Origin of the sequence: Conexibacter woesei DSM 14684, assembly GCF_000025265.1 — a bacterium.
In the GTDB taxonomy this organism is placed as follows: Bacteria; Actinomycetota; Thermoleophilia; order Solirubrobacterales; family Solirubrobacteraceae; genus Conexibacter; species Conexibacter woesei.
On sequence record NC_013739.1, the window covers coordinates 1,721,057 to 1,740,142 of the forward strand.

At 72.5% G+C, this 19,086-nt stretch carries 22 protein-coding genes; 14 read left to right on the plus strand and 8 right to left on the minus strand.

The features are described 5' to 3' along the window. The first annotated feature begins 45 nt into the window (after positions 1–45). The 3 genes from CWOE_RS08140 to CWOE_RS08150 are packed head-to-tail and all read left to right on the plus strand — an operon-like array spanning position 46 to position 1,684. Complete coding sequence (locus tag CWOE_RS08140; protein WP_012933110.1) at positions 46–582, plus strand: hypothetical protein; 537 nt, start codon at positions 46–48, stop codon at positions 580–582. 58 nt (positions 583–640) lie between these two features. Beyond that, positions 641–1,111, plus strand: coding sequence for a hypothetical protein (locus CWOE_RS33350; RefSeq protein WP_012933111.1), 471 nt, complete (start codon positions 641–643; stop codon positions 1,109–1,111). A 48-nt stretch (positions 1,112–1,159) separates the two neighbouring features. Continuing rightward, the gene (locus CWOE_RS08150) at positions 1,160–1,684 is read left to right on the plus strand and encodes a VOC family protein (RefSeq protein ID WP_049793206.1); all 525 of its coding nucleotides are present in this window, start codon (positions 1,160–1,162) and stop codon (positions 1,682–1,684) included. Positions 1,685–1,774: 90 nt separating this feature from the next. Here CWOE_RS08150 and CWOE_RS08155 read toward each other — a convergent pair whose 3' ends face one another. Then, entirely contained in the window at positions 1,775–2,149 is a 375-nt protein-coding gene (locus tag CWOE_RS08155) for a hypothetical protein (protein WP_012933113.1), read from the minus strand. A gap of 418 nt (positions 2,150–2,567) precedes the next feature. Then, positions 2,568–3,842, minus strand: a complete 1,275-nt coding sequence (locus CWOE_RS08160; protein ID WP_012933114.1) for an aminotransferase class I/II-fold pyridoxal phosphate-dependent enzyme — start codon at positions 3,840–3,842, stop codon at positions 2,568–2,570. A gap of 15 nt (positions 3,843–3,857) precedes the next feature. On the opposite strand from CWOE_RS08160, the gene CWOE_RS33355 reads away from it, so the two are divergent. The 6 genes from CWOE_RS33355 to CWOE_RS08190 all read left to right on the plus strand — a co-directional run bounded on the left by CWOE_RS33355 (position 3,858) and on the right by CWOE_RS08190 (position 9,602). Beyond that, positions 3,858–5,042 carry a GNAT family N-acetyltransferase gene (locus tag CWOE_RS33355; protein ID WP_012933115.1) on the plus strand — a complete coding sequence of 395 codons (1,185 nt, stop codon included), beginning with the start codon at positions 3,858–3,860 and terminating at the stop codon, positions 5,040–5,042. Between the two features lie 115 nt (positions 5,043–5,157). Continuing rightward, complete coding sequence (locus CWOE_RS08170; RefSeq protein ID WP_148260940.1) at positions 5,158–5,478, plus strand: hypothetical protein; 321 nt, start codon at positions 5,158–5,160, stop codon at positions 5,476–5,478. 1 nt (position 5,479) lies between these two features. Then, positions 5,480–6,382, plus strand: coding sequence for a DNA-3-methyladenine glycosylase family protein (locus tag CWOE_RS30425; RefSeq protein WP_049793207.1), 903 nt, complete (start codon positions 5,480–5,482; stop codon positions 6,380–6,382). A 139-nt stretch (positions 6,383–6,521) separates the two neighbouring features. Continuing rightward, positions 6,522–7,961 carry an ammonium transporter gene (locus CWOE_RS08180; protein ID WP_236262253.1) on the plus strand — a complete coding sequence of 480 codons (1,440 nt, stop codon included), beginning with the start codon at positions 6,522–6,524 and terminating at the stop codon, positions 7,959–7,961. Next, a complete protein-coding gene (locus CWOE_RS08185) occupies positions 7,958–8,329 on the plus strand; it encodes a P-II family nitrogen regulator (protein ID WP_012933119.1) in 372 nt (123 codons plus the stop codon). Before CWOE_RS08180 ends, CWOE_RS08185 begins: the two co-directional genes overlap by 4 nt. Positions 8,330–8,408: 79 nt before the next feature. Continuing rightward, positions 8,409–9,602, plus strand: coding sequence for a PucR family transcriptional regulator (locus CWOE_RS08190; protein WP_041730266.1), 1,194 nt, complete (start codon positions 8,409–8,411; stop codon positions 9,600–9,602). Here the strand turns inward: CWOE_RS08190 and CWOE_RS08195 are convergent. The 5 genes from CWOE_RS08195 to CWOE_RS08215 form a co-directional block, all read right to left on the minus strand. Continuing rightward, on the minus strand, positions 9,568–10,584 hold the full coding sequence (locus tag CWOE_RS08195) for an ABC transporter substrate-binding protein (RefSeq protein WP_012933121.1): 1,017 nt from the start codon (positions 10,582–10,584) through the stop codon (positions 9,568–9,570). The genes CWOE_RS08190 and CWOE_RS08195 overlap by 35 nt on opposite strands. Next, positions 10,581–11,360, minus strand: a complete 780-nt coding sequence (locus CWOE_RS08200; RefSeq protein ID WP_012933122.1) for an ABC transporter permease — start codon at positions 11,358–11,360, stop codon at positions 10,581–10,583. The genes CWOE_RS08195 and CWOE_RS08200 overlap by 4 nt, the downstream gene beginning before the upstream one ends. Next, complete coding sequence (locus CWOE_RS08205; RefSeq protein WP_407641495.1) at positions 11,357–12,148, minus strand: ABC transporter ATP-binding protein; 792 nt, start codon at positions 12,146–12,148, stop codon at positions 11,357–11,359. The genes CWOE_RS08200 and CWOE_RS08205 overlap by 4 nt, the downstream gene beginning before the upstream one ends. Before the next feature lie 105 nt (positions 12,149–12,253). Next, positions 12,254–13,663 (minus strand): vWA domain-containing protein, encoded by a 1,410-nt coding sequence (locus CWOE_RS08210; RefSeq protein ID WP_012933124.1) that lies wholly within the window; start codon positions 13,661–13,663, stop codon positions 12,254–12,256. Then, the gene (locus tag CWOE_RS08215; RefSeq protein ID WP_012933125.1) at positions 13,632–14,540 is read right to left on the minus strand and encodes an AAA family ATPase; all 909 of its coding nucleotides are present in this window, start codon (positions 14,538–14,540) and stop codon (positions 13,632–13,634) included. Before CWOE_RS08215 ends, CWOE_RS08210 begins: the two co-directional genes overlap by 32 nt. 26 nt (positions 14,541–14,566) lie before the next feature. Here CWOE_RS08215 and CWOE_RS32630 point away from each other — a divergent pair, with 26 nt between their 5' ends. The 5 genes from CWOE_RS32630 (at position 14,567) to CWOE_RS08235 (ending at position 18,228) form a co-directional block, all read left to right on the plus strand. After that, complete coding sequence (locus CWOE_RS32630) at positions 14,567–14,746, plus strand: hypothetical protein (protein ID WP_148260941.1); 180 nt, start codon at positions 14,567–14,569, stop codon at positions 14,744–14,746. Between the two features lie 85 nt (positions 14,747–14,831). Then, complete coding sequence (locus CWOE_RS08220; protein WP_012933126.1) at positions 14,832–16,082, plus strand: PspC domain-containing protein; 1,251 nt, start codon at positions 14,832–14,834, stop codon at positions 16,080–16,082. Further along, a complete protein-coding gene (locus CWOE_RS08225; protein WP_012933127.1) occupies positions 16,072–16,278 on the plus strand; it encodes a hypothetical protein in 207 nt (68 codons plus the stop codon). Before CWOE_RS08220 ends, CWOE_RS08225 begins: the two co-directional genes overlap by 11 nt. A 13-nt stretch (positions 16,279–16,291) precedes the next feature. Continuing rightward, a complete protein-coding gene (locus CWOE_RS08230) occupies positions 16,292–17,548 on the plus strand; it encodes an ATP-binding protein (protein ID WP_012933128.1) in 1,257 nt (418 codons plus the stop codon). Beyond that, entirely contained in the window at positions 17,545–18,228 is a 684-nt protein-coding gene (locus CWOE_RS08235) for a response regulator (RefSeq protein WP_012933129.1), read from the plus strand. Before CWOE_RS08230 ends, CWOE_RS08235 begins: the two co-directional genes overlap by 4 nt. Positions 18,229–18,235: 7 nt before the next feature. Here CWOE_RS08235 and CWOE_RS08240 read toward each other — a convergent pair whose 3' ends face one another. Further along, entirely contained in the window at positions 18,236–19,078 is an 843-nt protein-coding gene (locus CWOE_RS08240) for a hypothetical protein (protein ID WP_041730268.1), read from the minus strand. Between the last annotated feature and the right edge of the window lie 8 nt (positions 19,079–19,086).

Genomic DNA, 19,086 nt, shown 5'->3' on the forward strand with positions numbered 1-19,086 from the left:
CGAACCGACCCAAAATCGGCGCGCTGCGGGTAGACTCGCCAGAGGATGGAGAGCGTGATCGATCAGCCGATGACGCATGCGACGCACGATCGCGTCGCCCCGGTGTGGCGCACGATCGACGAGGCGGCCGCTCGGCGGACGCTGCGAGCGCAGGTCGAGAAGCTCGAGACGGAGCTGGCGCGCCTGACAGTCCGGATCACCCCGCGCGACGCGATCGACTGGTCGCCGCGGATGTCCGCACTGCACGGCCCGCGCCTGCTCGGCCTCGGCGAGCTGGAGCGGATCCGCGACGACCTCGCCGAACGCCTCCACGCCGTCCGGCAGGCGCTCGCCGAGCGCGCCGAGCGCGAGGCGCTCAAGCGCGACCAGCTCGCGCGCATGCTCCGCGACCCCGCCGAGCACCGCTTCGTCCGCATCACCCGCACCGACGTCGGCGAGCCCGGCTGCGGCGCCTGGGAGTCCCGCCCCCGTCTCGGCATCATCGGGATGCTCGCTGGCTGGTGGCACGTCAAGGTGTCGAGCGGCTGTCCGCTAGCCACCGTTGAGGCCGCCGCGGGCCTCAACAGTATAATTCACTCTTAACGTTTGTGGCCGGAGCGGGTGCGTCACCGCGGCGCCCTTCCGACTACGCTCCTGGGGCATGGGCCGCCGCAGCCGAAAGCGCATCACCACGTCCGACGCGGCACCGCCGCGCACGACGGAAGCGCGGGCCTCCAGCACCCGCCCACCGTCGCGGCGCGACGAGGCGCCGGCGGCGCCGTGGGGGAGATTTCCGCTGGTGGAGCTGTGCGTGCTGTCGGCGATCCTGCTCGGGGTCGCGGGGTTCGTGGTCGGCGGAGGGGCGGGGAACGTGCTGCTGACCGGCGCGGTGCTGATGGGGTCGGTGGCAGGTCTGGAGGTCGCGCTGCGCGAGCATCTGGGCGGGTACCGGTCGCACACGCTGCTGCTGTCCGGCGTGCTCGGCATCGCGACGCTTGCGGTCAACTACTTCCTCAGACTCGACAGAGCGACGATCGTGCCGATCGCGCTGGCCGTCTTTGGCATCGCGTTCGCCGGCTGGCGGGCGGTGTTCAAGCGGCGCTCCGGCGGGTTCGGGATGAAGGTGCGCTGAGCGCGCGGCGAGCGGTGGCCGCCTGTCGCGCGGATATGCTGCGGGCCGATGGCTGTCGATCCCCCCGACTCACCCAACCCGTCCGGCCCGCCCGCGCCCGGCGCCGAACCGGCCGCCGCGCCTGACGCGCCTGCGGCCGAGCCGCGGCGCATGCGGCTCACCGGCCTGCACCACGTCACCGCGATCTGCCGTGACCTCGATGTGACGACCGAGTTCTACCGTGACGTGCTCGGCCTGGCACTGGTAGAGGAGGGCGTCAACGACGACGACCCCAACACCCGCCACTTCTGGTTCGGCGACGCGGACGGCACGCCGGGCACGATGATCACGTTTATGGAGTACCCGCAGTTGCCCGACGGTGTCGTCGGCGCCGGCTCGGTTCACCACGTCGCGTTCGTCGTCGAGACCGCCGACGAGCAGCTCGCATGGCGCGACTACCTGCGCGAGCGCGGTGTCGGCTGCACCGACGTCTTCGACCGCGGCGCCTTCCGCTCGATCTACGTCCGCGACCCGGACGGGCACATCGTCGAGATCGCCACGCGCGGCCCCGGTTTCGCGGCCGACCGCATCTGACCAGAAACACGGGCGCGCAGCACTCGTTCGGGCGGCGCGCCCCGTGCCCGCCCACCGTCACCGGGCACGGGGCGCGTCGCTGCTGGACTGTCAGGCGCTGACGAGCTCCGGCGCGACGTCGATGCGACATGCACCGCGCTCGATCGACGCATGCGCGTCGAGCTGCGCGGCAAGCGCATGGCGCTGCCGCTCCGTCAGCGAGCCGACGCTCTTCGTCTCCGCCAGCCGGAACATCGCCAGGAACTTCCGGCAGCGGGTGCTTCCCCACCTGCGCTGGCTCATCAGGACGTCCCCGATGGCCATGCTGCTCGCCTCCCAGGGGGATGAGAGGAGCACTTCGGCGGCGGACACTTCTCCGTCCGCGATGCGGCGCTTGAGCTCTGCACGAGCGAGGCGCACGCGATTGGCACGTTCCAGGGCACGCAGGTGCTGCGGCCCAGGGGTCGTCATCTGCAACCCGTCCATCTGCACTCTTTCTCCCTGCCTCCGAATCGAGATAGGCCCGCGACGCGCGCCGGGGCTGAGGGAGCCCCGTACGTCTGTCGCCGCCGTCGGACGGCGCTCGATCACGCTCCGTGGCGCTCGTCGCTCTCCCTCGTAAGAGCGTCTTGGCCTTGGTGCGAGACCGTCCGGCAACGTCCTGAGAACCTAAGCGAGCCGCCCCCAGGTGGTCAACGGAGAACCGATCCAACGTGCGCTAGGAGCGGGGTTTTTGTTTACGACCTGTGACCGCCCGAAGCGTGCTCGCGCCACCGACGCAACGACAGGTTGGCGATCGACGAACAGAAAAAAAGAGTCGAGCGATCGGGGTCGGGCGGGTGGGCGCGCTCGGTGGCGTGCGGCGCTCGCGCTCGGCAGCGCGCGGGCGGCCGCCGCGCGCTGCTCAGGCGGCCGAGCCGGCCGGGCCGGGCAGCGGCCCGTGCTCGGCCTCGAAGGCGCGCTTGACGCCGGCGAACGTCGCGATCGCCTCGTCGAGCGTCGCGCGGTCGTGCGTCGCCATCACGCTCGTGCGCAGCAGCGCGCCTCCCGGCGGTACCGCCGGGTGCAGGGCGACGTTGACGTAGACGCCCGCCTCGTACAGCGCCTTCCACAGCAGCGCGGCCTTCCAGTCATCGGCGACGAGCACCGGGACGACCGGCGTCGCGACGACCGACCCGTCCGGCAGCGCCGTCGGCTCGACCGTGTGCAGCCCCAGCGAGCGCAGGCCGGCGTTCAGGTACGCGGCGTTGTCGAGCACCCGCGCGAACAGCGCGCGGCCCTCGTCCGAGCGGCAGATGCGGACGGCCGCCAGCGCCGACCCGACCGCCGCCGGAACGGCCGACGCCGTGAACAGGAACGGCCGCGACTGGATCCGCAGGAAGTCGATCACGTCGGTCGGCCCGGCGATCACCCCGCCGCAGGAGGCGAGCGACTTCGAGAACGTCGCCATCCGCAGGTCGACGCGGTCCTCGACGCCGAGCAGCTCCGACGCGCCCGCTCCGCGCGCGCCGAGCACGCCGAGGCCGTGCGCCTCGTCGACCATCAGCCGTGCGCCGTAGCGCTCGCTCAGGTCCGCGATCTCCGGCAGCGGGGCGACGTCGCCCTCCATCGAGAAGACGCCGTCGACGACGACGAGGATCCCGCCGCCGTCGTTCTCGGCCTGCTGCAGCCGCTTCTCCAGCAGGTCGAGGCGGTTGTGGCGGAACGCCCGCATCTTCGCTCTCGACAGGATCACGCCGTCGAGGATCGAGGCGTGGTCGCCGGAGTCGACGATCACCGTGTCGCCCGGCCCGAGGATCGTCCCGAGCGCGCCGAGGTTCGCCTGCGCGCCGGTCGTGTAGACGATCGCGTCCTCGGTCCCGAGCCAGTCGGCCAGCTCCTCCTCGAGCTCCAGGTGGAGGTCGAGCGTGCCGTTGAGCAGCCGCGAGCCGGTCACGCCGGAGCCGTAGCGGTCGATCGCGTCGTGCGCGCCCTTCAGCACCCGCTCGTCGCTGGTCAGCCCAAGGTAGTTGTTGGAGCCGAGCATGATCCGCCGCTCGCCCTCCATCTCGACGACGGGCGCGGTGGCCGATTCGAGCCGGCGGAAGTAGGGGACCGCGTCGATCTCGCGCGCAGCTCTGAGCTGCAGGACGCGCTCGTGCGTGCGGGCCTTGCTGAAGACGTCTGTGGTGGTCGGCATATAGGGTGGCCGCCAATGGCTCTCGAAGTCCGGCCGGTCGCTTCCAAGCGCGACCTCACAACCTTCATCAAGCTGCCGTGGCGGCTCTATCGTAACGAGCCGAACTGGGTCCCGCCCCTGATCTCGGACCGGCGCAGATTTCTCGACCGCCGCAAGAACCCCTGGTTCGAGCACGGCGAGGCGCAGTACTTCATCGCCTGGCGCGACGGGCAGCCCGTCGGCCGCATCACGGCCCAGGTCGATCGCCTCCTGAACGAGTTCCAGGACAACAGATGGGGCCTCTTCGGCTTCTTCGAGTGCGAGGACGACCCCGAGGCCGCCGCGGCGCTGTTCGACGCCGCCGAGCAGTGGCTGCGCGCTCGCGGCCGCGACCGCATGGTCGGTCCGATGGACTTCACGATGAACGACGAGTGCGGCGTGCTCGTCGAGGGCTGGGAGCTCGAGCCGATCATCCTCACCAACTGGACTCCGCGCTACTACCCCGGCCTGATCGAGTCCGCCGGCCTCGAGAAGGCGATGGACACGCTGATGTGGCACCTGGAGATCTCCGGGCGGGACAGGGTCCACCCGTCGATCTGGAGAGTCGCCGACCGCGTCGAGTCGAAGTACGGCATCACCGTGCGGCCGATGCGCAAGAAGGACATCCACGCCGAGATCGACCGCTTCCTCGAGGTCTACAACGAGGCGTGGGAGAGAAACTGGGGCTTCTCGCCGCTGACCGAGACCGAGGTCCGGCACTACGCCCAGACCCTCAAGCCGATCCTCGACGAGAACTGGGCGTTCGTCGCCGAGAAGGATGGTGAGACGGTCGGCGCGGCGCTGACGGTGCCCGACTACAACCAGGTCTTCAAGCACATGAACGGCCGCATCCTCCCGTTCGGCTGGCTGCAGTTTCTGCTGCGCCGCAAGAAGATCGACCGCGTGCGCGTGTTCGCGCTCGGCGTCAAGCGCGAGTGGCAGCACACCGGCGTCGCCGCGCGCTTCTACGAGCTGCACTTCGACTCCGCCGAGGTGACGCCCCAGAAGCAGGGCGAGATGGGCTGGATCCTCGAGACGAACAAGTCGATGAATCGCGCGATGGAGGGGATGGGCGGCAGAGTCGTGCGCCGCTACCGCCTCTTCGAGAAGCTGTTCGATCCGGACGCCGAGCCGTCGAGCCCGCGCCCGGAGCCGGCCGTGGCGGTCGGCGAGTCGACATAAGACCGGCAGGTGCCGTAGCGTTGTCCGCAGCGACTGGGACGATGTTCGACCGCGAGTTCCCGGTGCGGTGCCGCAGCGCCGGCGCGCTGTCGTGGAACTCGCAATGCGAAGCACGATGACGAGCGAGACCACCGCAGACAACCATCCGCTGCCCTTCGACGCCGAGGAGACGGTCGACGCCGTCCCCGTCGTCGACGAGGTGCGGGCGCTCGAGCGCCCGCGCACCCAGCTGCCGGCCGTGCGGGCCGCCGCCGTCGCGGCGACCGGCTTCGCCGCCGGCGCCGCCACCGTCGTCGTGATCTCGCACCGCGCCCGCAGGCGCAACGGCGGCCGCCTCGGCCTGCGGCGTCGAAGCAAGGGCGCCGACGCGCTCCCGATCGTGGCGACGCGCTCGGTGCTGCTCGACATCCACCTGCTCGGCACGCGCGACCGCTGAGGTGGACGCTCCGCCGCTCGATCTGCGCGTCGAGGTCAAACCGGTGTGGCCGTTCCGGCTTCCGCGCAGCAGCGGCATGGACGGGACGCTGCGGTGCCGCAACGGCGTCGTGCAGCGGCTGCTCCACCACGGCGACGAGCCCGTCGTCGTCCGCGTCGCGCAGACGGCGCCCGACGGCGTGCTGTTCGGCGCGCAGGCGCACAGCGAAGCGGCCGCGGCGTGGGGGATCGAGCGGATGCGCTTCGCGCTCGGCGTCGACGACGACCTGCGCGCCTTCCACGACCGCTTCCGCGACGACCCGCTGATCGGCGGCGCGGTGCGCGCGCAGCCGGCCCTACGGCTGCGCCGCCGGCCGGAGCCGTTCGAGGCGCTCGCGTGGGCGATCACCGAGCAGCTGATCGAGTACGTGCGCGCGGCCGCGATACAGCGGCGGATCGTCTACCGGCTCGGCCGTCGCTGCGAGCGCACCGGCTTGCGCGACCTGCCATCGCCGGCGCGGCTGGCCGATCAGGCGCCCGCGCTGCTGTGCTCGTTCGACCTCGCCGACCGCCGCGCGCTCGCGCTGCGGCGCGCCGCGCGCGAGGTCGCGCGCGGCCGGATCGACCTCCACGACGCCGATCACGAGGCCGGCTGGCGCCGTCTGCGCGCGATCCCGGAGATCGGGCCGTGGACGACGGAGGTGCTGGCGCTGCTGGGCCAGGGTCGGATGGACCAGCTGCCGGCGGGCGACCTCGCCTACCGCAAGCTCGTCGGCCGTCTGCTGACGGGCGATCCGCGCGCCCGCGTCGACGAGCAGGACGTGCGCACCTTCTTCGCGCCGTATGCGCCCTGGAGCGGCCTCGCGGGCGCGTACGCGCTGCGCGCTGCCGCGCCGGAGCTGCACGCGGTCGCCGCGGCTGCATAACGCGTTCGCACCTCGGGCCAACCCCGTTCTACCGGTTGGACAACCGCCCGGAGGCGAATCTCCGACACCGGGCCAAAGATTCGCCCCCCTGAAAGGCAGAGCATTCGGGATGCTCGCAATCAAGGTTCAGGAGGGTTCAGTGCTGCATTCCCGTCTGGGGCGGGCCGCCGTGCTCGGCGTGCTCGTGACACTTCTCTTGCCAGCCACCGCGCTGGCGCAGGACAGCCCGACGATCGAGATCGTCAAGGGAGAGCTCAACACGACGTGGCTGATGGTCGCGGCCATCCTCGTCTTCTTCATGCAGGCAGGCTTCGCCCTCCTGGAGATCGGCATGTCGCGCGGCAAGAACGCCGGCATGGGGGTCGCCAAGATCCTCGTCAACTTCTCGATCGGGACGCTGATCTGGTGGGCCGTCGGTTATGGCCTCGCGTTCGGCGGCACCGCGACGTTCTTCGGCGACACCGGCTTCTTCCTCGGCAACGGCACCGACCTCGCCGGCACCCCGGTCGACGCTGCAGGCGTCGGCTTCTTCGCGTTCCAGCTGATGTTCTGCTGCGTCTCGCTCGCGATCGTCTGGGGCTCGACGCTCGAGCGGATCAAGTTCGGCGCCTACATCGTCTTCGCGGCCGTCTTCGCTGGTGTCATCTACCCGCTGATCGCGCACATGGCGTGGAGCGGCGGCCTGCTCACGAGAGTCGGCTCCGGCGTCCAGGACTTCGCCGGCTCCTCGGTCGTCCACCTCACCGGCGCGACCGCGGCGTTCGCGGCCGTGCTGTTCCTCGGCCCGCGCAAGGGCAAGTACGGCCCCGACGGCAAGCCGCGCGCGATCCCCGGTCACAGCATGCCGCTGCTCGGCCTCGGCGTGCTGATCCTCTGGCTCGGCTGGTTCGGCTTCAACGGCGGCTCGACGTTCAACACCGACGGCAACAAGTTCGCCGAGGTGATCGCGATCACGAACATGGGCGCGATCGGCGGCGTGCTCGGCGCGACCTTCCTGATCTGGATGCTGACGAGAAAGCTCGACGTCGGCATGATCGGCAACGGCGCGATCGCCGGCCTCGTCGCGATCACCGCCGGTTCCGGCTACGTCGAGATGTGGGCGGCGCCGATCATCGGCTTCGTCGGCGGTCTCGTCGTCGTCGCCGGCGTGCTCGCGATCGAGAAGAAGCTCGACGACCCGGTCGGCGCGCTCTCAGCGCACGGTCTCGCGGGCATCTGGGGCACGCTCGCGTGCGGCCTCTTCACCTCCGACCGTCTCGCCGAAGCAGTCGGCGTCGGCAGAGCCGGGCTCTTCTACGGCGGCGGGCTCGAGCAGCTCGGCGTCCAGGCGGTCGCCGTCGGCGTCACCTTCGGCGCCGTCTTCATCATCTCGTCGGTGACGTTCCTTGCGATCAAGGCCACGATGGGCCTGCGCGTCAGCGAGGACGAGGAGGACGCCGGCCTCGACATCGCCGAGCACGGCATGTACGGCTATCCGGAGCAGTTCATCCCCGCACCCGAGCTGATCGGCGTCGGCTCGCCGCGTCCGCACACCGGGACGCCCTCGCCCATCGGCAGCACCACGGAGGTGCCGGCATGAAGCTCGTCGTGGCGTACATCCGGCACGAGGCGTTCGAGCCGATCCGCCTGGAGCTGCTCGAGCTCGGCTTCCCCTCGATCACGATCATCGAGGTGAAGGGCTCCGGCCGCCAGAAGGGCATCACCGAGCAGTACCGCGGCTCGGCGTTGACGAACTACCTGCGGCCGAAGATCAAGATCGAGTGCGTCGTCGCCGACGGCGACACGCAGACGATCGTCGACACGATCCTGAAGCACGCGCGGACCGGGTCGATCGGCGACGGGAAGGTGTTCGTCATCCCCGTCGAGCAGGCGTACCGCATCCGCACCGGCGAGTCCGGTGAGGAGACACTCCAGATCCACCCGGACGCGGCGGCGGCCGCGACCTGAGCACGGACGCGCGAGCACGGCAATGCCGGGTGGCGGGAATGACGGCCCGCCACCCGCCGTGCTGCGTCCTGCGCGCGCCATGTCCCGGGAGCTGCACCTTCAGCTGATCGGGGCGGTGCTCGGCGGAGAAGGGCTGGCGCGGGTCGCGCAGCTCGTCTCGGCCGCGGCACGCGCTCCCGTCGCGATCCTCGTCCCGCGCCTCGCCGTCGCGGCGGCGTTCCCGCTCGCGACCGAGCTGGGCTCGCTGCGCCGCTACGCCGACGCGCGCGTCCGCGGCGGCGCCGCGCCACGGCCGCAGGAGCTGGTGGCGGAGGCGGACGTCGTCGCCGGCGACGACGTGATCGGCGTCGTCGCGCTGCTGCGCGGCGCGCAGCTGCCGGCCGCGGAGGCGGCCGAGCTGCTGCACCTCGCCGCGGTCGCCTCGCTGACGGAGGTCGCCGTGGCGGAGGCCAAGCGGGAGGTCGAGCAGAACCTGCGCGGCTCGCTGCTGGAGGAGCTGCTCAGCAGCGAGGAGGCCGACGCGCGCGAGCTGACGCGCCGCGCCGCGCGCCTCGGCTGCGACCTCTCCCGCGGCGCCGTGGCGCTCTGCGCCGAGCTGGCGGCCGCGGGCGGCGCGGCGGGTGCAGGCGCAGACGCGGGCGAGCGGGTCGTCGCGACGATCGCCGACTCGCACCCCGGTGCGCTCGCGCAGGCGATCGACGGGCGCGCGTATGCGATCCTGCCGGCGCTCGCCGCCGCGAACGGCGACGGCGAGGAGCCGGCCGCGGGCACGTTGGCGGCCGCGCGGCGGCTCGTGCCGCGGTTGGAGCCGTACGGCCGCGCCGGCCTCTCCGGCTTCCAGCCCGACGCGGCGGCGCTGCCGCGCGCGCTGCGCGAGGCGGAGCTGGTGCTCGACGTGCTGCGGCGCGACGGCGGCGCGACGTCCGAGGACGTCGGCAGCGGCACCTACCGGCTGCTGTTCCGCGTGCTCGCCTCACACCCGGACGAGCTGCGCTCCTTCTACGCCGACACGGCCGCCCCGATCGTGCGCCACGACGACCGCCACGACAGCGGCCTCGTGCGCACGCTCGAGGCGTACCTGGCGCAGGACTGCAACGTCGGCGCGACCGCCGTCGCGATCGGCGCGCACCGTCACACGGTGGCCCACCGCCTCGACCGCGTGAAGGAGCTGACCGGGCTCGACCCGCTGCGGTCCGAGGACCGCGAGCGGCTCGGGCTCGGGCTGAAGGCGTTCCGCCTCATCCGGACTGACCGGCCAGGAACTCGTTCGTGAGCGCGGCGGCGCCGGCGTTCGGTCTCGTGTCGAGCAGGCCCTGGTCGAACATCCACTGCGCGTATCTGTCCCACGCTCTCGGCTCCTGGAAGCCGAACGGCTTGCTCTCGTCCTGCGGGAAGAAGACCGGCAGCGACGCTCTCACGCTCGCCAGCGCGAAGCCGGGGTCGAGGTCCGGGTTCGCTCTCACGAGCGCGTCGGTCGCCGCCTGCGGGTCGGCTCTGGCGTCGGCGTAGCCGCGGCCGAGCGCCTGCACGAAGGCGCGCACGTCGTCGCCGCGCTCGCCGACGAAGTCCTTGTGCGCGACGAGGATCAGCTCGTTGTACGTCGGCACGCCGACGTCCTCCATTCTGATGATGCGGACGTCTCTTCTGGCGCGCTGGAGCTGGACGCCCTCGACGTTCCAGAACGCGCCGAGCGTCGCGTCGACTCTTCTCGACAGCATCGCCGGGACGAGGTTGAAGCCGACGCTCGTCTCCTTGACCGAGTCGAGCGGAACGCCCGCGGTGTCGAGGATCGTTCTCAGATATGCGCTCTGATAGGGGATCCCGGCGGTGCCGACACGCTTGCCTCTGAGGTCCGCCGGCGTTCTGACCTCTCTCGGCTTCAGCGTCATCAGCGACGTCAGCGGCGTCTGCGCGATCGCGCCGACCGCGACCAGCTGCGCGCCCTTGTCGCGCGCTATCAGCAGCTCCGGCTCGTAGGAGATCGCGATGTCGATCTTGCCCGCCTCCAGCAGCTTCAGCGGCGCGGCGGGGTCGGACGGGACCTGCACGTCGACGTCGAGCCCGGCGTCGGCGAAGTCGCCCTTCTCGAGCCCCGCGTAGAGCCCGACGTGGTCGGGGTTGGGCAGGTAGTCGAGCATCAGCCGGATCTGTCTCGTCTCCGAGCCGGCGGTCGTCTGCTCCTTCTTCTCGCCGCAGGCGGCGAGCGTGAGCGCGGCGGCGGTGACGGTGACGAGCGTCGCGAAGGCACGTTTCATCGAGTTGGTCCTCCTCTGGATTCAAATGCCCACGGCAGCACGCGGCGTTCGACGAGCGCGAGCAGGCCGAACAGCGCGATTGCGAAGGCGGACAGGATCAGCACGGCGGCGTACGCGCGTGCTGTCAGAAGTTGCGGGACGGCCTGCTGGATCAGCCGTCCGAGGCCGGCGTCGGAGCCGGACTGCTCGGCGAAGACGGCGCCGATGACGGCGACCGCGACGGCGACCTTGGCGCCGCTGAAGAGGCCCGGCAGCGCGGCCGGCGCCTCGACGTGGCGGAACGTGCGCAGGCGCGAGGCGTCGAGCGTGCGCATCAGGCGGCGCAGCTCGGGGTCGACGCCGGCGAGCGCGTCGAGCGTCGTGACGGCGATCGGGAAGAACGAGACGAGGCCGATGATCACGAGCTTCGGCGCGAGGTCGAAGCCGAGCCAGACGACGAGCAGCGAGGCGACGATCGGGATCGGGACGGTCTGCGAGGCGACCAGCAGCGGGTAGACGGCCCGCCGCAGCGTGGGGGAGAGGTGGATCGCCACCGCGCAGGCGAGCCCGGCGACGGCGGCGACGAGGATGCCGAGCAGGACCTCGCCCGCGGTCACCTTGAAGTTGTCCCACAGCAGCGCGCGGTCGGTCCACAGCGCGTCGGCGACCTCGGTCGGCGACGGCAGCAGCAGCGAGTCGACGTTGCCGTGGGTCGCGTACAGCTGCCAGGCGCCGACGAGCGCGGCGACGATCAGCACGGCCGGGAGGAAGCCGACGGCGGTGCGTGCCCGGCTCACGTTCTCAGCCCCAGCGCGCCCAGCGCCCGTTCGCGCAGCTCGACGACGGCGGGATCGGTGCGGCGCCGCGGGCGCGGCAGCTCGACCGGCAGGCTCGCGACGGCGTGACCGGGCCGTGGCGACATCACGACGACGTGGTCGGCCAGCAGGATCGCCTCCTCGACGTCGTGCGTCACCAGCACCACGGTACGCGGCTCCTCGGCCAGCGTCTCCACCAGCCACGCCTGGATCTCCTGCCGCGTGAGCGCGTCGAGCGCGGCGAACGGCTCGTCGAGCGCGAGCACCGGCTTGCCCGCCAGCAGCGTCCGCACGAACGCGACCCGCTGGCGCATCCCGCCCGAGAGCGCCGCCGGCCGCGCGCGCTCGAAGCCGGTCAGGCCGAAGCGCTCGAACCACGGCAGTGCCGCCTCGCGCGCCTCGCGCCGGCCGACGCCTCTCGCGCGCAGCGCGAGCGCGGCGTTGTCGAGCGCCGAGGCCCACGGCAGCAGCAGGTCGCGCTGCGGCATCAGGACGGCGGGGTCGGCCTCGACGGTCCCCTCGTCGGGCCGTTGCAGCCCGCAGATCAGCTCCAGCAGCGTCGACTTCCCGCAGCCGCTGGCGCCGACGACCGCGACCGTCTCGCCCGGCTGCGCGCGCAGGTCCATCCCGCGCAGTGCCTGCACGATGCCGTCGCGACCCTGGAACGCACGGCTGGCGTTCCGGACGCGGACCCCGACGGGGGCTGAAACAGGACGAGGCTCCTTTGCGGGAGCCTCGGTGATCTCTGGCATTGCTCCCTCCGCGGGCATTACCCCACAGGTTCGAAGGGTCAGCGCCGGGTCTTCGTCGAAAGGCGCTATCTCAGCCGGCTCACCCGCCAGCCCCCCTGTTATGTGTGTGTTTCGCCGCGCAGCTTAGCGCGGCCGCTCGACGATCGGCCCGGTGAGCGCCTTCACGAACTCCTCCAGCTGGGCGGTCGTCCAGCACTCGAATGCGGTGCAGTGGCGCTCGTAGGCGGCGATCACGGAGTCGCCGTAGTTCCAGTAGAGGCGCGGCTCGGGGTTGAGCCAGAAGGTGCGGCCGGCCTTCTCCGCGATCGAGGCGAAGACGTCGTCGCGCGGCGGGCGGCCGTTCGTGCGCGCGTCGCCGAGCACGATCACGGTCGCGCGCGGGTGCAGATCGTCCTCGACCTCGGCGAGGAACTCCGTCCAGACGCGGCCGTAGTCGGTGTAGCCGCTGACGTCCGCGACGCCGGCGTCCTTCGATATCGCGACGCTCGCCGCTCTGAAGTCGCGCTCGCGCTCGAAGACGTCGGTCACCTCCGAGATCCGCTCGATGAAGACGAACGAGCGCAGCTTGCGGAACGAGTCGTGCAGCGCGTGCAGGACCGACAGGAAGAAGACGCTCGCCGAGGCGACCGAGGTGGAGACGTCGCAGAGGACGAAGATCTCCGGCCGCTTCGGGCGCTGCGGGCGGAACTTCAGCTCGACCGGCACGCCGCCGGTCTGCAGCGAGGCGCGCATCGTGCGGCGGACGTCGACGTGCGCGTGGCGCTTGCGGCCGCGCTGTTCGCGGCCCTGCGTCGCGAGCCGGCGCTTGAGCTGCACGACGACCTTGTGGACGGCGGCGAGGTCCTGGATCGGCCCGCCCGGCAGCGAGCGGTCGAGGTCGCTCAGCGGCCGCGCCGGGGGCAGCTGCTTGGTGCGCTCGATCAGCGCGCGCTCCAGCTCCTTGCGCAGCTGCTGCTCGAAGCGGCGCAGCTGCTCGCGCGGGATCCCGTCGCGGCGCGGGTCGTCCTCGGGCAGGTCGGGCTGCGGCTCTGACCTGAGGCCGAGCTGGCGGCGGATCCGCTGCACGTCGACGCCGATCACGCCGGAGCCGTCGCCGCGGTCGCCGAACGCCGCGATTGCGAGCCGCGCGAGGTCCTGCATGCCGCCCTCGCCGCCCTCCTGCAGCGCCTGCGCGATCTGCTGGCGCAGCTCGTCGAGGTCGATCTGGTCGGCGCCGTCGAAGCCCGCGCCCTCCTGCACCTCGCGGCGCGCGGCCTGCTCCTCGGCGGCGCGGAAGAAGAAGCGATCGAAGACCAGCTCGAAGATGCGGCGGTCGTCGGGTGATTTCGCCAGCGTCGTCGCGAGCGCCTCGCGGAAGTCGTCGCGCTCGTTCCAGCCGACCTCGCGCAGCGCCGCGAACGAGTCGAGCAGCTCGGAGGTGCCGATCGACAGCCCCTCGGTGCGCAACTGGTCGGCGAACCCGATCAGCTCGGCGTCGAGGCCCCCTGCGGGCGCGGCGTGGTCAGCCGCGCTGCGCGGATCCGAGCGCGCCATCGGGCGCTCCTTCGAGCCGCACGCCGACGCGCGCGGCGACGATCTCGAGGTCGGTGCGGTGCTTGACGATGACGCTCATCGTCTCGCGGAACGTTCTCGCGTCGAGGTCGTCGGCGCCGAGCAGCAGCAGCGCGCGCGCCCAGTCGATCGACTCGGCGATCGACGGCGGCTTCTTCATGTCCAGCTCGCGCACCTCGTGGACGATCTCGACGAGCTTGCGCGCGATCGTCTCGCTCAGCTCCGGCGTGTGGAGGCGGACGATCTCCAGCTCGTGGCCGGCGTCGGGGTAGTCGACCCACAGGTAGAGGCAGCGGCGCTTGAGCGCCTCGGTCAGCTCGCGCGAGTTGTTCGACGTCAGCAGCACGACCGGCTGCGTGCGCGCGTCGATGCGGCCCAGCTCGGGGATCGAGATCTGGAAGTCCGACAGCAGCTCGAGCAGCATCGCCTCGAACTCCTGGTCGGTCTTGTCGATCTCGTCGATCAGCAGCACGACCGGCTGCTCCGAGGCGATCGCCGTCATCAGGGGGCGGCGCAGCAGGAACTCCTCGCCGAAGATGTCCTCCTGGACGGCGTCCCAGCCGGTCCCGGACGCTTCCGCCTGGATCCGCAGCAGCTGCTTGCGGTAGTTCCACTCGTACAGCGCCTTCGCCTCGTCGAGGCCTTCGTAGCACTGGAGGCGCACGAGGTCGCGTTCGAGGTAGCGGGAGAGCGCCTTCGCCAGCTCGGTCTTGCCGACGCCGGCCGGACCCTCCACCAGCACGGGCTTGCCGAGCTTCGTTGCGAGATACGAGACGAGCGCGGTCGCCTCGCCTGGCAGGTAGCCGACGGACCGCAGCCCCGCTGCGACGTCCTCGACGGAAGTGGGATCGATGGGCATGCGACGCCGAATGATAGGCACCTGTGATGATCCCGTCTCCAATGGAGCCGTCGCTCGCCCCCTACGTCATCGGCATGGCGCTCGGCTTCCTGATCGGGACGTTCGGACACCTGATCAAGTCCAGAACCCTGATCGCCACGGGGATCGGCATCATCTTCGTCGTAGCCGTGGTGATGCCGCTGCTGCGCATCGGGCAGCCCGACTGACCTCCGTCTCGGGGTCGACCCGGGGTCGGTCCCTAGGGGTGATTCCCAATAGGCGCGGGCACGCGCGACCGGCAGGGTTCCGGCCATGATCGAGAACAGACCGCGCAGACGCCTCGAACGCAGCCGCGACGACAAGGTGATCGCCGGCGTCTGCGGCGGTCTCGCACGCTACTTCGACGTCGACCCCGTGCTCGTGCGGATCGTTGTCGTCGCGACGATGGTCTTCGGCGGCTTCGGCGCCGTCGCGTACCTGGCAGCGTGGGTGCTGGTGCCCGAGCAGGGGGCGACCAGACCGCTGCTGGGCGCCGCGGGGCAGCGCGAGAGCGTCTACGTCGCGGCGGTCGTGCTGGTCGTGCTGGCGGCGGTCGTCGCCGGCTTCAGCGCGTGGGGCGTGTTCGGCTTCTTCGGCGACGGTTGGCCGCTGGTGCTCGTGCTCGCCGGCGGCGCGGTGATGTGGTTCGTGATCGAGCGCGAGCGGCCGGCGCGTGCGGACGCGGGGGCGAGGGCGGGCGCGGCCCCCGGGACCGAGATCGTCGTGGCGGGGGACCCGGGCGCGGAGGGCGCGGAGGGTGGGGACGGCGTAGTGGGCGAGCCGGACGCGGACGATCCGCTCGCGGAGCCCGCGCGCGGCTCGTGGGCGGTGACGGCGCTCGCGACCGGCGGCGTCCTGCTGCTCGTCGGCGCCGCCGGCGCGCTCGACGCGTACGACGTCGTCGACCTCGGCTGGGGCGGCGTCGTCGCGGTCGCGATCGTGCTGACCGGCGTCGCGCTCGTCGCGAGCGCGTTCTTCGGCGGCGCGCGCGGTCTGATCCCCGTCGGGATCCTGCTCGCCGTCACGCTCGGCACCGCCGCCGCGGCCGGCGTCTCGCTCAACGGCGGCGTCGGCCAGCGCGACTACCTGGTGACGGACGGCGACGACCTGCGCGGGCGCTACGAGATCGGGATCGGCTCGCTGCGGCTCGACCTGCGCGGGATCGAGCTGGCGCGCGGGACAACGCGCATCGACGCCGACGTCGACATCGGGATGCTGGAGATCGTCGCCGACGACGGCCGCATGGTCAGCGGCGGCTCGTCATGGGATGGCGGCGGCGAGGGCGCCAGCGGCCTCGACGTCGACCGCACGATCGTCGTCGGCAGCGGCGACCGGCGGCTCGAGATCGACGCCCACACCGGCATCGGCGTCGTCGTCGTCCGCGACCGGCCCAGCGGCGACAACTGGAGCCTGACCGGCTCCGTCGTGCAGCCACCGCGGCCGCAGGCCGGCGGCGAGCTGTGCGCGGCCCCGCGGCTCGCGCTGGTGCGGCCGGCGTGCGAAGGTGGCGACGATGACGCCTGAACCGCGACGCCGCCGGCGCGAGCTGCACCTGCCGTCGCTCGTGGTCGGACTCGGCCTCGTCGGGATCGGCACCGCGCTGCTGCTCGACGCGCTCGACGCGATCGACCTCGCGGCCGGAGCGATCGTGCCGGCGCTGCTGGCGATCGTCGGCGCCGGCCTGCTCGCCAGCGGCGTGCGCGACCGGCGCCGTCGCTGAGATGATGGAGACGATGTCGCAGGACGCAGCCCCGCCCTCCCGGCCGCCGCTGCGACGCCTGCCGGACGAGGGATCGCTGGCAGGCGTCTGCGCCGGCATCGCCGAGCACCTCGACGTCGAGGTGATGTACGTGCAGGCCGCGATCATGGTGTTGACGGCGTTCGGCGGGCTCGGCATCGCGATCTACGCGCTCGGCTGGGCGCTGCTGCCGGCCGTCCACACGCAGCCGGCCTCGGCCTGGCCGCCGGACTCGCTGCGCGACCGCGACGGCGCGGTGCGGCAGGTCGCCGGGATCGCGCTGCTCGCGATCGCCGGCCTGCTGGCGCTGCGCCAGCTCGGCTTCTGGTTCGGCGACGAGCTGGTCTGGCCGCTGGTGCTGGCGTCGGTCGGGCTCGCGCTGATCTGGCGCCAGGCCGACGCGACCGCCGCCTGGACGCCGGCCGAGCTGCGCCGGCCGCTGCACGGCGTCCGCGACCGGATGCGCGGCGAGCGCGGCGCCGACGGCCGCCGCACGGCGCTCGGCGTCGCGCTCGTGCTGCTCGCCGCCTACGTGCTGCTGAGCTCGACCGGCGCGCTGCAGGCGGTCGGCAATGCGATCGGCGGGATCGTCGTGCTGGCCGGCGCGGCCGCGCTCGTGTTCGGCCCCTGGCTGGCGCGGATGGCGCGCTCGCTGACGGAGGAGCGCGCGGAGCGGATCCGCTCGCAGGAGCGCGCCGAGGTCGCCGCGCACCTGCACGACTCGGTCCTCCAGACGCTCGCGCTGATCCAGAAGCGTGCCGAGGACCCGCGCGAGGTCGCGAGCCTCGCGCGGATCCAGGAGCGCGAGCTGCGCAACTGGCTGACCGACCGCCCGGCGAAGCCGGCCGGTGAGAGCCTCGCAACAGCGCTGGAGGAGGTCGCGGGCGAGGTCGAGCGGCTCCACGGCGTGCCGGTGGAGGTCGTGACGGTCGGCGACTGCCCGCTCGACGAGCGGCTCGTCGCGCTCGTCGCGGCGGCGCGCGAGGCGCTCGCGAACGCGGCGAAGTTCGCCGGCAGCGCGAAGGTCGACCTCTACGCGGAGGTGACCGACGCGCGCGTCGAGGCGTTCGTGCGCGACCGCGGCGTCGGCTTCGACCCGGCGGCGATCCCCGCCGACCGGCGCGGCGTGCGCGAGTCGATCCTTGGGCGGATGGAGCGCCACGGCGGGCGCGCGGCGATCCACGCCGCGCCCGGCGCGGGGACCGAGGTCGAGCTGGTCGTGGAGCGCCCGGCGGAGGAGCTGACCGCATGAGCGGCGATGCGCGCGCCCGCGCCCGCGTCCTGATCGTCGACGACCACCAGCTGTTCCGCGCGGGGGTGCAGGCCGAGCTGGGCGAGCGCGTGACCGTCGTCGGCGACGCGGCCGGGGTCGAGGAGGCGGTCGAGCAGATCGAGCGGCTGGCGCCCGACGTCGTCCTGCTCGACGTGCACATGCCGGGCGGCGGCGGCGTCGAGGTGATCCGCCGCGCCGCGCCCGGCCGGCCCGGTGTCCGCTTCCTCGCGCTGTCGGTATCCGACGCGCCTGACGACGTGATCGCGGTGATCCGCGCCGGCGCGCGCGGCTACGTCACGAAGACGATCTCCGCCGACGAGCTGGTCGACGCGATCGAGCGCGTCGCGGACGGCGACGCCGTCTTCTCGCCGCGGCTGGCGGGGTTCGTGCTCGACGCGTTCGCGGGCGGGGCGCCCGCGCCCGCCGTCGCGACCGCCGACGCGGAGCTGGACCAGCTCACGCAGCGCGAGCGCGAGGTGCTGCGCCACATCGCCCGCGGCTACCTCTACAAGGAGGTCGCGCTGCGGCTGGGGATCTCCGCCAAGACCGTCGAGGCGCACGTCTCCGCGGTCCTGCGCAAGCTGCAGCTGTCCAACCGCCACGAGCTGAGCCGCTGGGCGGTCGAGCGGCGGCTGCTGGAGCTGGACGAGGAGGAGTGAGCGGGCGTCAGCGGTCGTCCCAGAGCCGCTCGGTCTGCGGCTCGGGGCGGTCGCGTTCGCGCTCGCGGCTGCGGTCGCGCTCGGGGATCCGCTCGGTCGGCGGGTCCGGCAGACGGCGCGTCGGCGGGTCCTGCAGGCGCTCGGTCGGCGGATCTTGAAGGCGCTCGGTCGGCGGATCCGGCAAGCGGCGCGTCGGCGGGTCAGCCGGCGGCGGCGGTGGGGGCGGGGCGACCTCGGTCTCGGGTGGCAGCGGGCGCGTCATCTCGGTGCCCGGCGGCGCGGGACGGCGCCGGCGCTGGCGCGGCGGTGGCGCCGGCTCGTCGTCCCGCAGCTCCGGTCCCGGCTCGGGGCGGTGGGCGGCGCGCATCCGCACGCCGGCCCACGCGAGCAGCCCGGCGGCGCCGAGCGCGAAGAAGATCCCCCACTGGATGCCCATGTTGCCGGCGCCCGCACCCTGCAGCTCGGGCTTGTCGAACAGCCGCCATACGAGCAGCAGCACGACCCAGCCACCGGCGATCGTGACGATCAGGCCGTCGCCGCCGGGAAGGTGGAAGGAACGCCCCTCCGTGCGCGCGTACAGCAGTACCAGCACGGCGATCGCGACGAGCAGGACGGCCGCCTCGACGAACGAGAAGACGCCGAAGGCGCTGAGGTTCTGGCTCTGCAGGCCACTGCTTCTGTCGCCCGCGACGACGACGTTCTGCTGGTACCACGGCAGGAACATCGTCGCGAACAGCAGCAGCGCGGCGGCCGCGGCGAGCCGCGCCTCCGGCGCCAACGCCCGCCAGGCGCGTCCGACTCTCGACAGCACCGCGCCGCGTCCATCGCTCTTCCGCGCGTCGTCGGCCACGCGGCCGA

Coding starts and splice junctions, on each gene's coding strand:
- CWOE_RS08230 (WP_012933128.1), top strand. CDS start 16,292: ATGTCGCAGGACGCAGCCCCGCCCTCCCGGCCGCCGCTGCGACGCCTG.
- CWOE_RS08225 (WP_012933127.1), top strand. CDS start 16,072: ATGACGCCTGAACCGCGACGCCGCCGGCGCGAGCTGCACCTGCCGTCG.
- CWOE_RS08160 (WP_012933114.1), bottom strand. CDS start 3,842: ATGCCGACCACCACAGACGTCTTCAGCAAGGCCCGCACGCACGAGCGC.
- CWOE_RS08170 (WP_148260940.1), top strand. CDS start 5,158: ATGACGAGCGAGACCACCGCAGACAACCATCCGCTGCCCTTCGACGCC.
- CWOE_RS08150 (WP_049793206.1), top strand. CDS start 1,160: ATGGCTGTCGATCCCCCCGACTCACCCAACCCGTCCGGCCCGCCCGCG.
- CWOE_RS08220 (WP_012933126.1), top strand. CDS start 14,832: ATGATCGAGAACAGACCGCGCAGACGCCTCGAACGCAGCCGCGACGAC.
- CWOE_RS08195 (WP_012933121.1), bottom strand. CDS start 10,584: ATGAAACGTGCCTTCGCGACGCTCGTCACCGTCACCGCCGCCGCGCTC.
- CWOE_RS32630 (WP_148260941.1), top strand. CDS start 14,567: ATGATCCCGTCTCCAATGGAGCCGTCGCTCGCCCCCTACGTCATCGGC.
- CWOE_RS08210 (WP_012933124.1), bottom strand. CDS start 13,663: ATGGCGCGCTCGGATCCGCGCAGCGCGGCTGACCACGCCGCGCCCGCA.
- CWOE_RS08205 (WP_407641495.1), bottom strand. CDS start 12,148: ATGCCCGCGGAGGGAGCAATGCCAGAGATCACCGAGGCTCCCGCAAAG.
- CWOE_RS08190 (WP_041730266.1), top strand. CDS start 8,409: ATGTCCCGGGAGCTGCACCTTCAGCTGATCGGGGCGGTGCTCGGCGGA.
- CWOE_RS08235 (WP_012933129.1), top strand. CDS start 17,545: ATGAGCGGCGATGCGCGCGCCCGCGCCCGCGTCCTGATCGTCGACGAC.
- CWOE_RS08155 (WP_012933113.1), bottom strand. CDS start 2,149: ATGGACGGGTTGCAGATGACGACCCCTGGGCCGCAGCACCTGCGTGCC.
- CWOE_RS08140 (WP_012933110.1), top strand. CDS start 46: ATGGAGAGCGTGATCGATCAGCCGATGACGCATGCGACGCACGATCGC.
- CWOE_RS33350 (WP_012933111.1), top strand. CDS start 641: ATGGGCCGCCGCAGCCGAAAGCGCATCACCACGTCCGACGCGGCACCG.
- CWOE_RS08215 (WP_012933125.1), bottom strand. CDS start 14,540: ATGCCCATCGATCCCACTTCCGTCGAGGACGTCGCAGCGGGGCTGCGG.
- CWOE_RS08185 (WP_012933119.1), top strand. CDS start 7,958: ATGAAGCTCGTCGTGGCGTACATCCGGCACGAGGCGTTCGAGCCGATC.
- CWOE_RS33355 (WP_012933115.1), top strand. CDS start 3,858: ATGGCTCTCGAAGTCCGGCCGGTCGCTTCCAAGCGCGACCTCACAACC.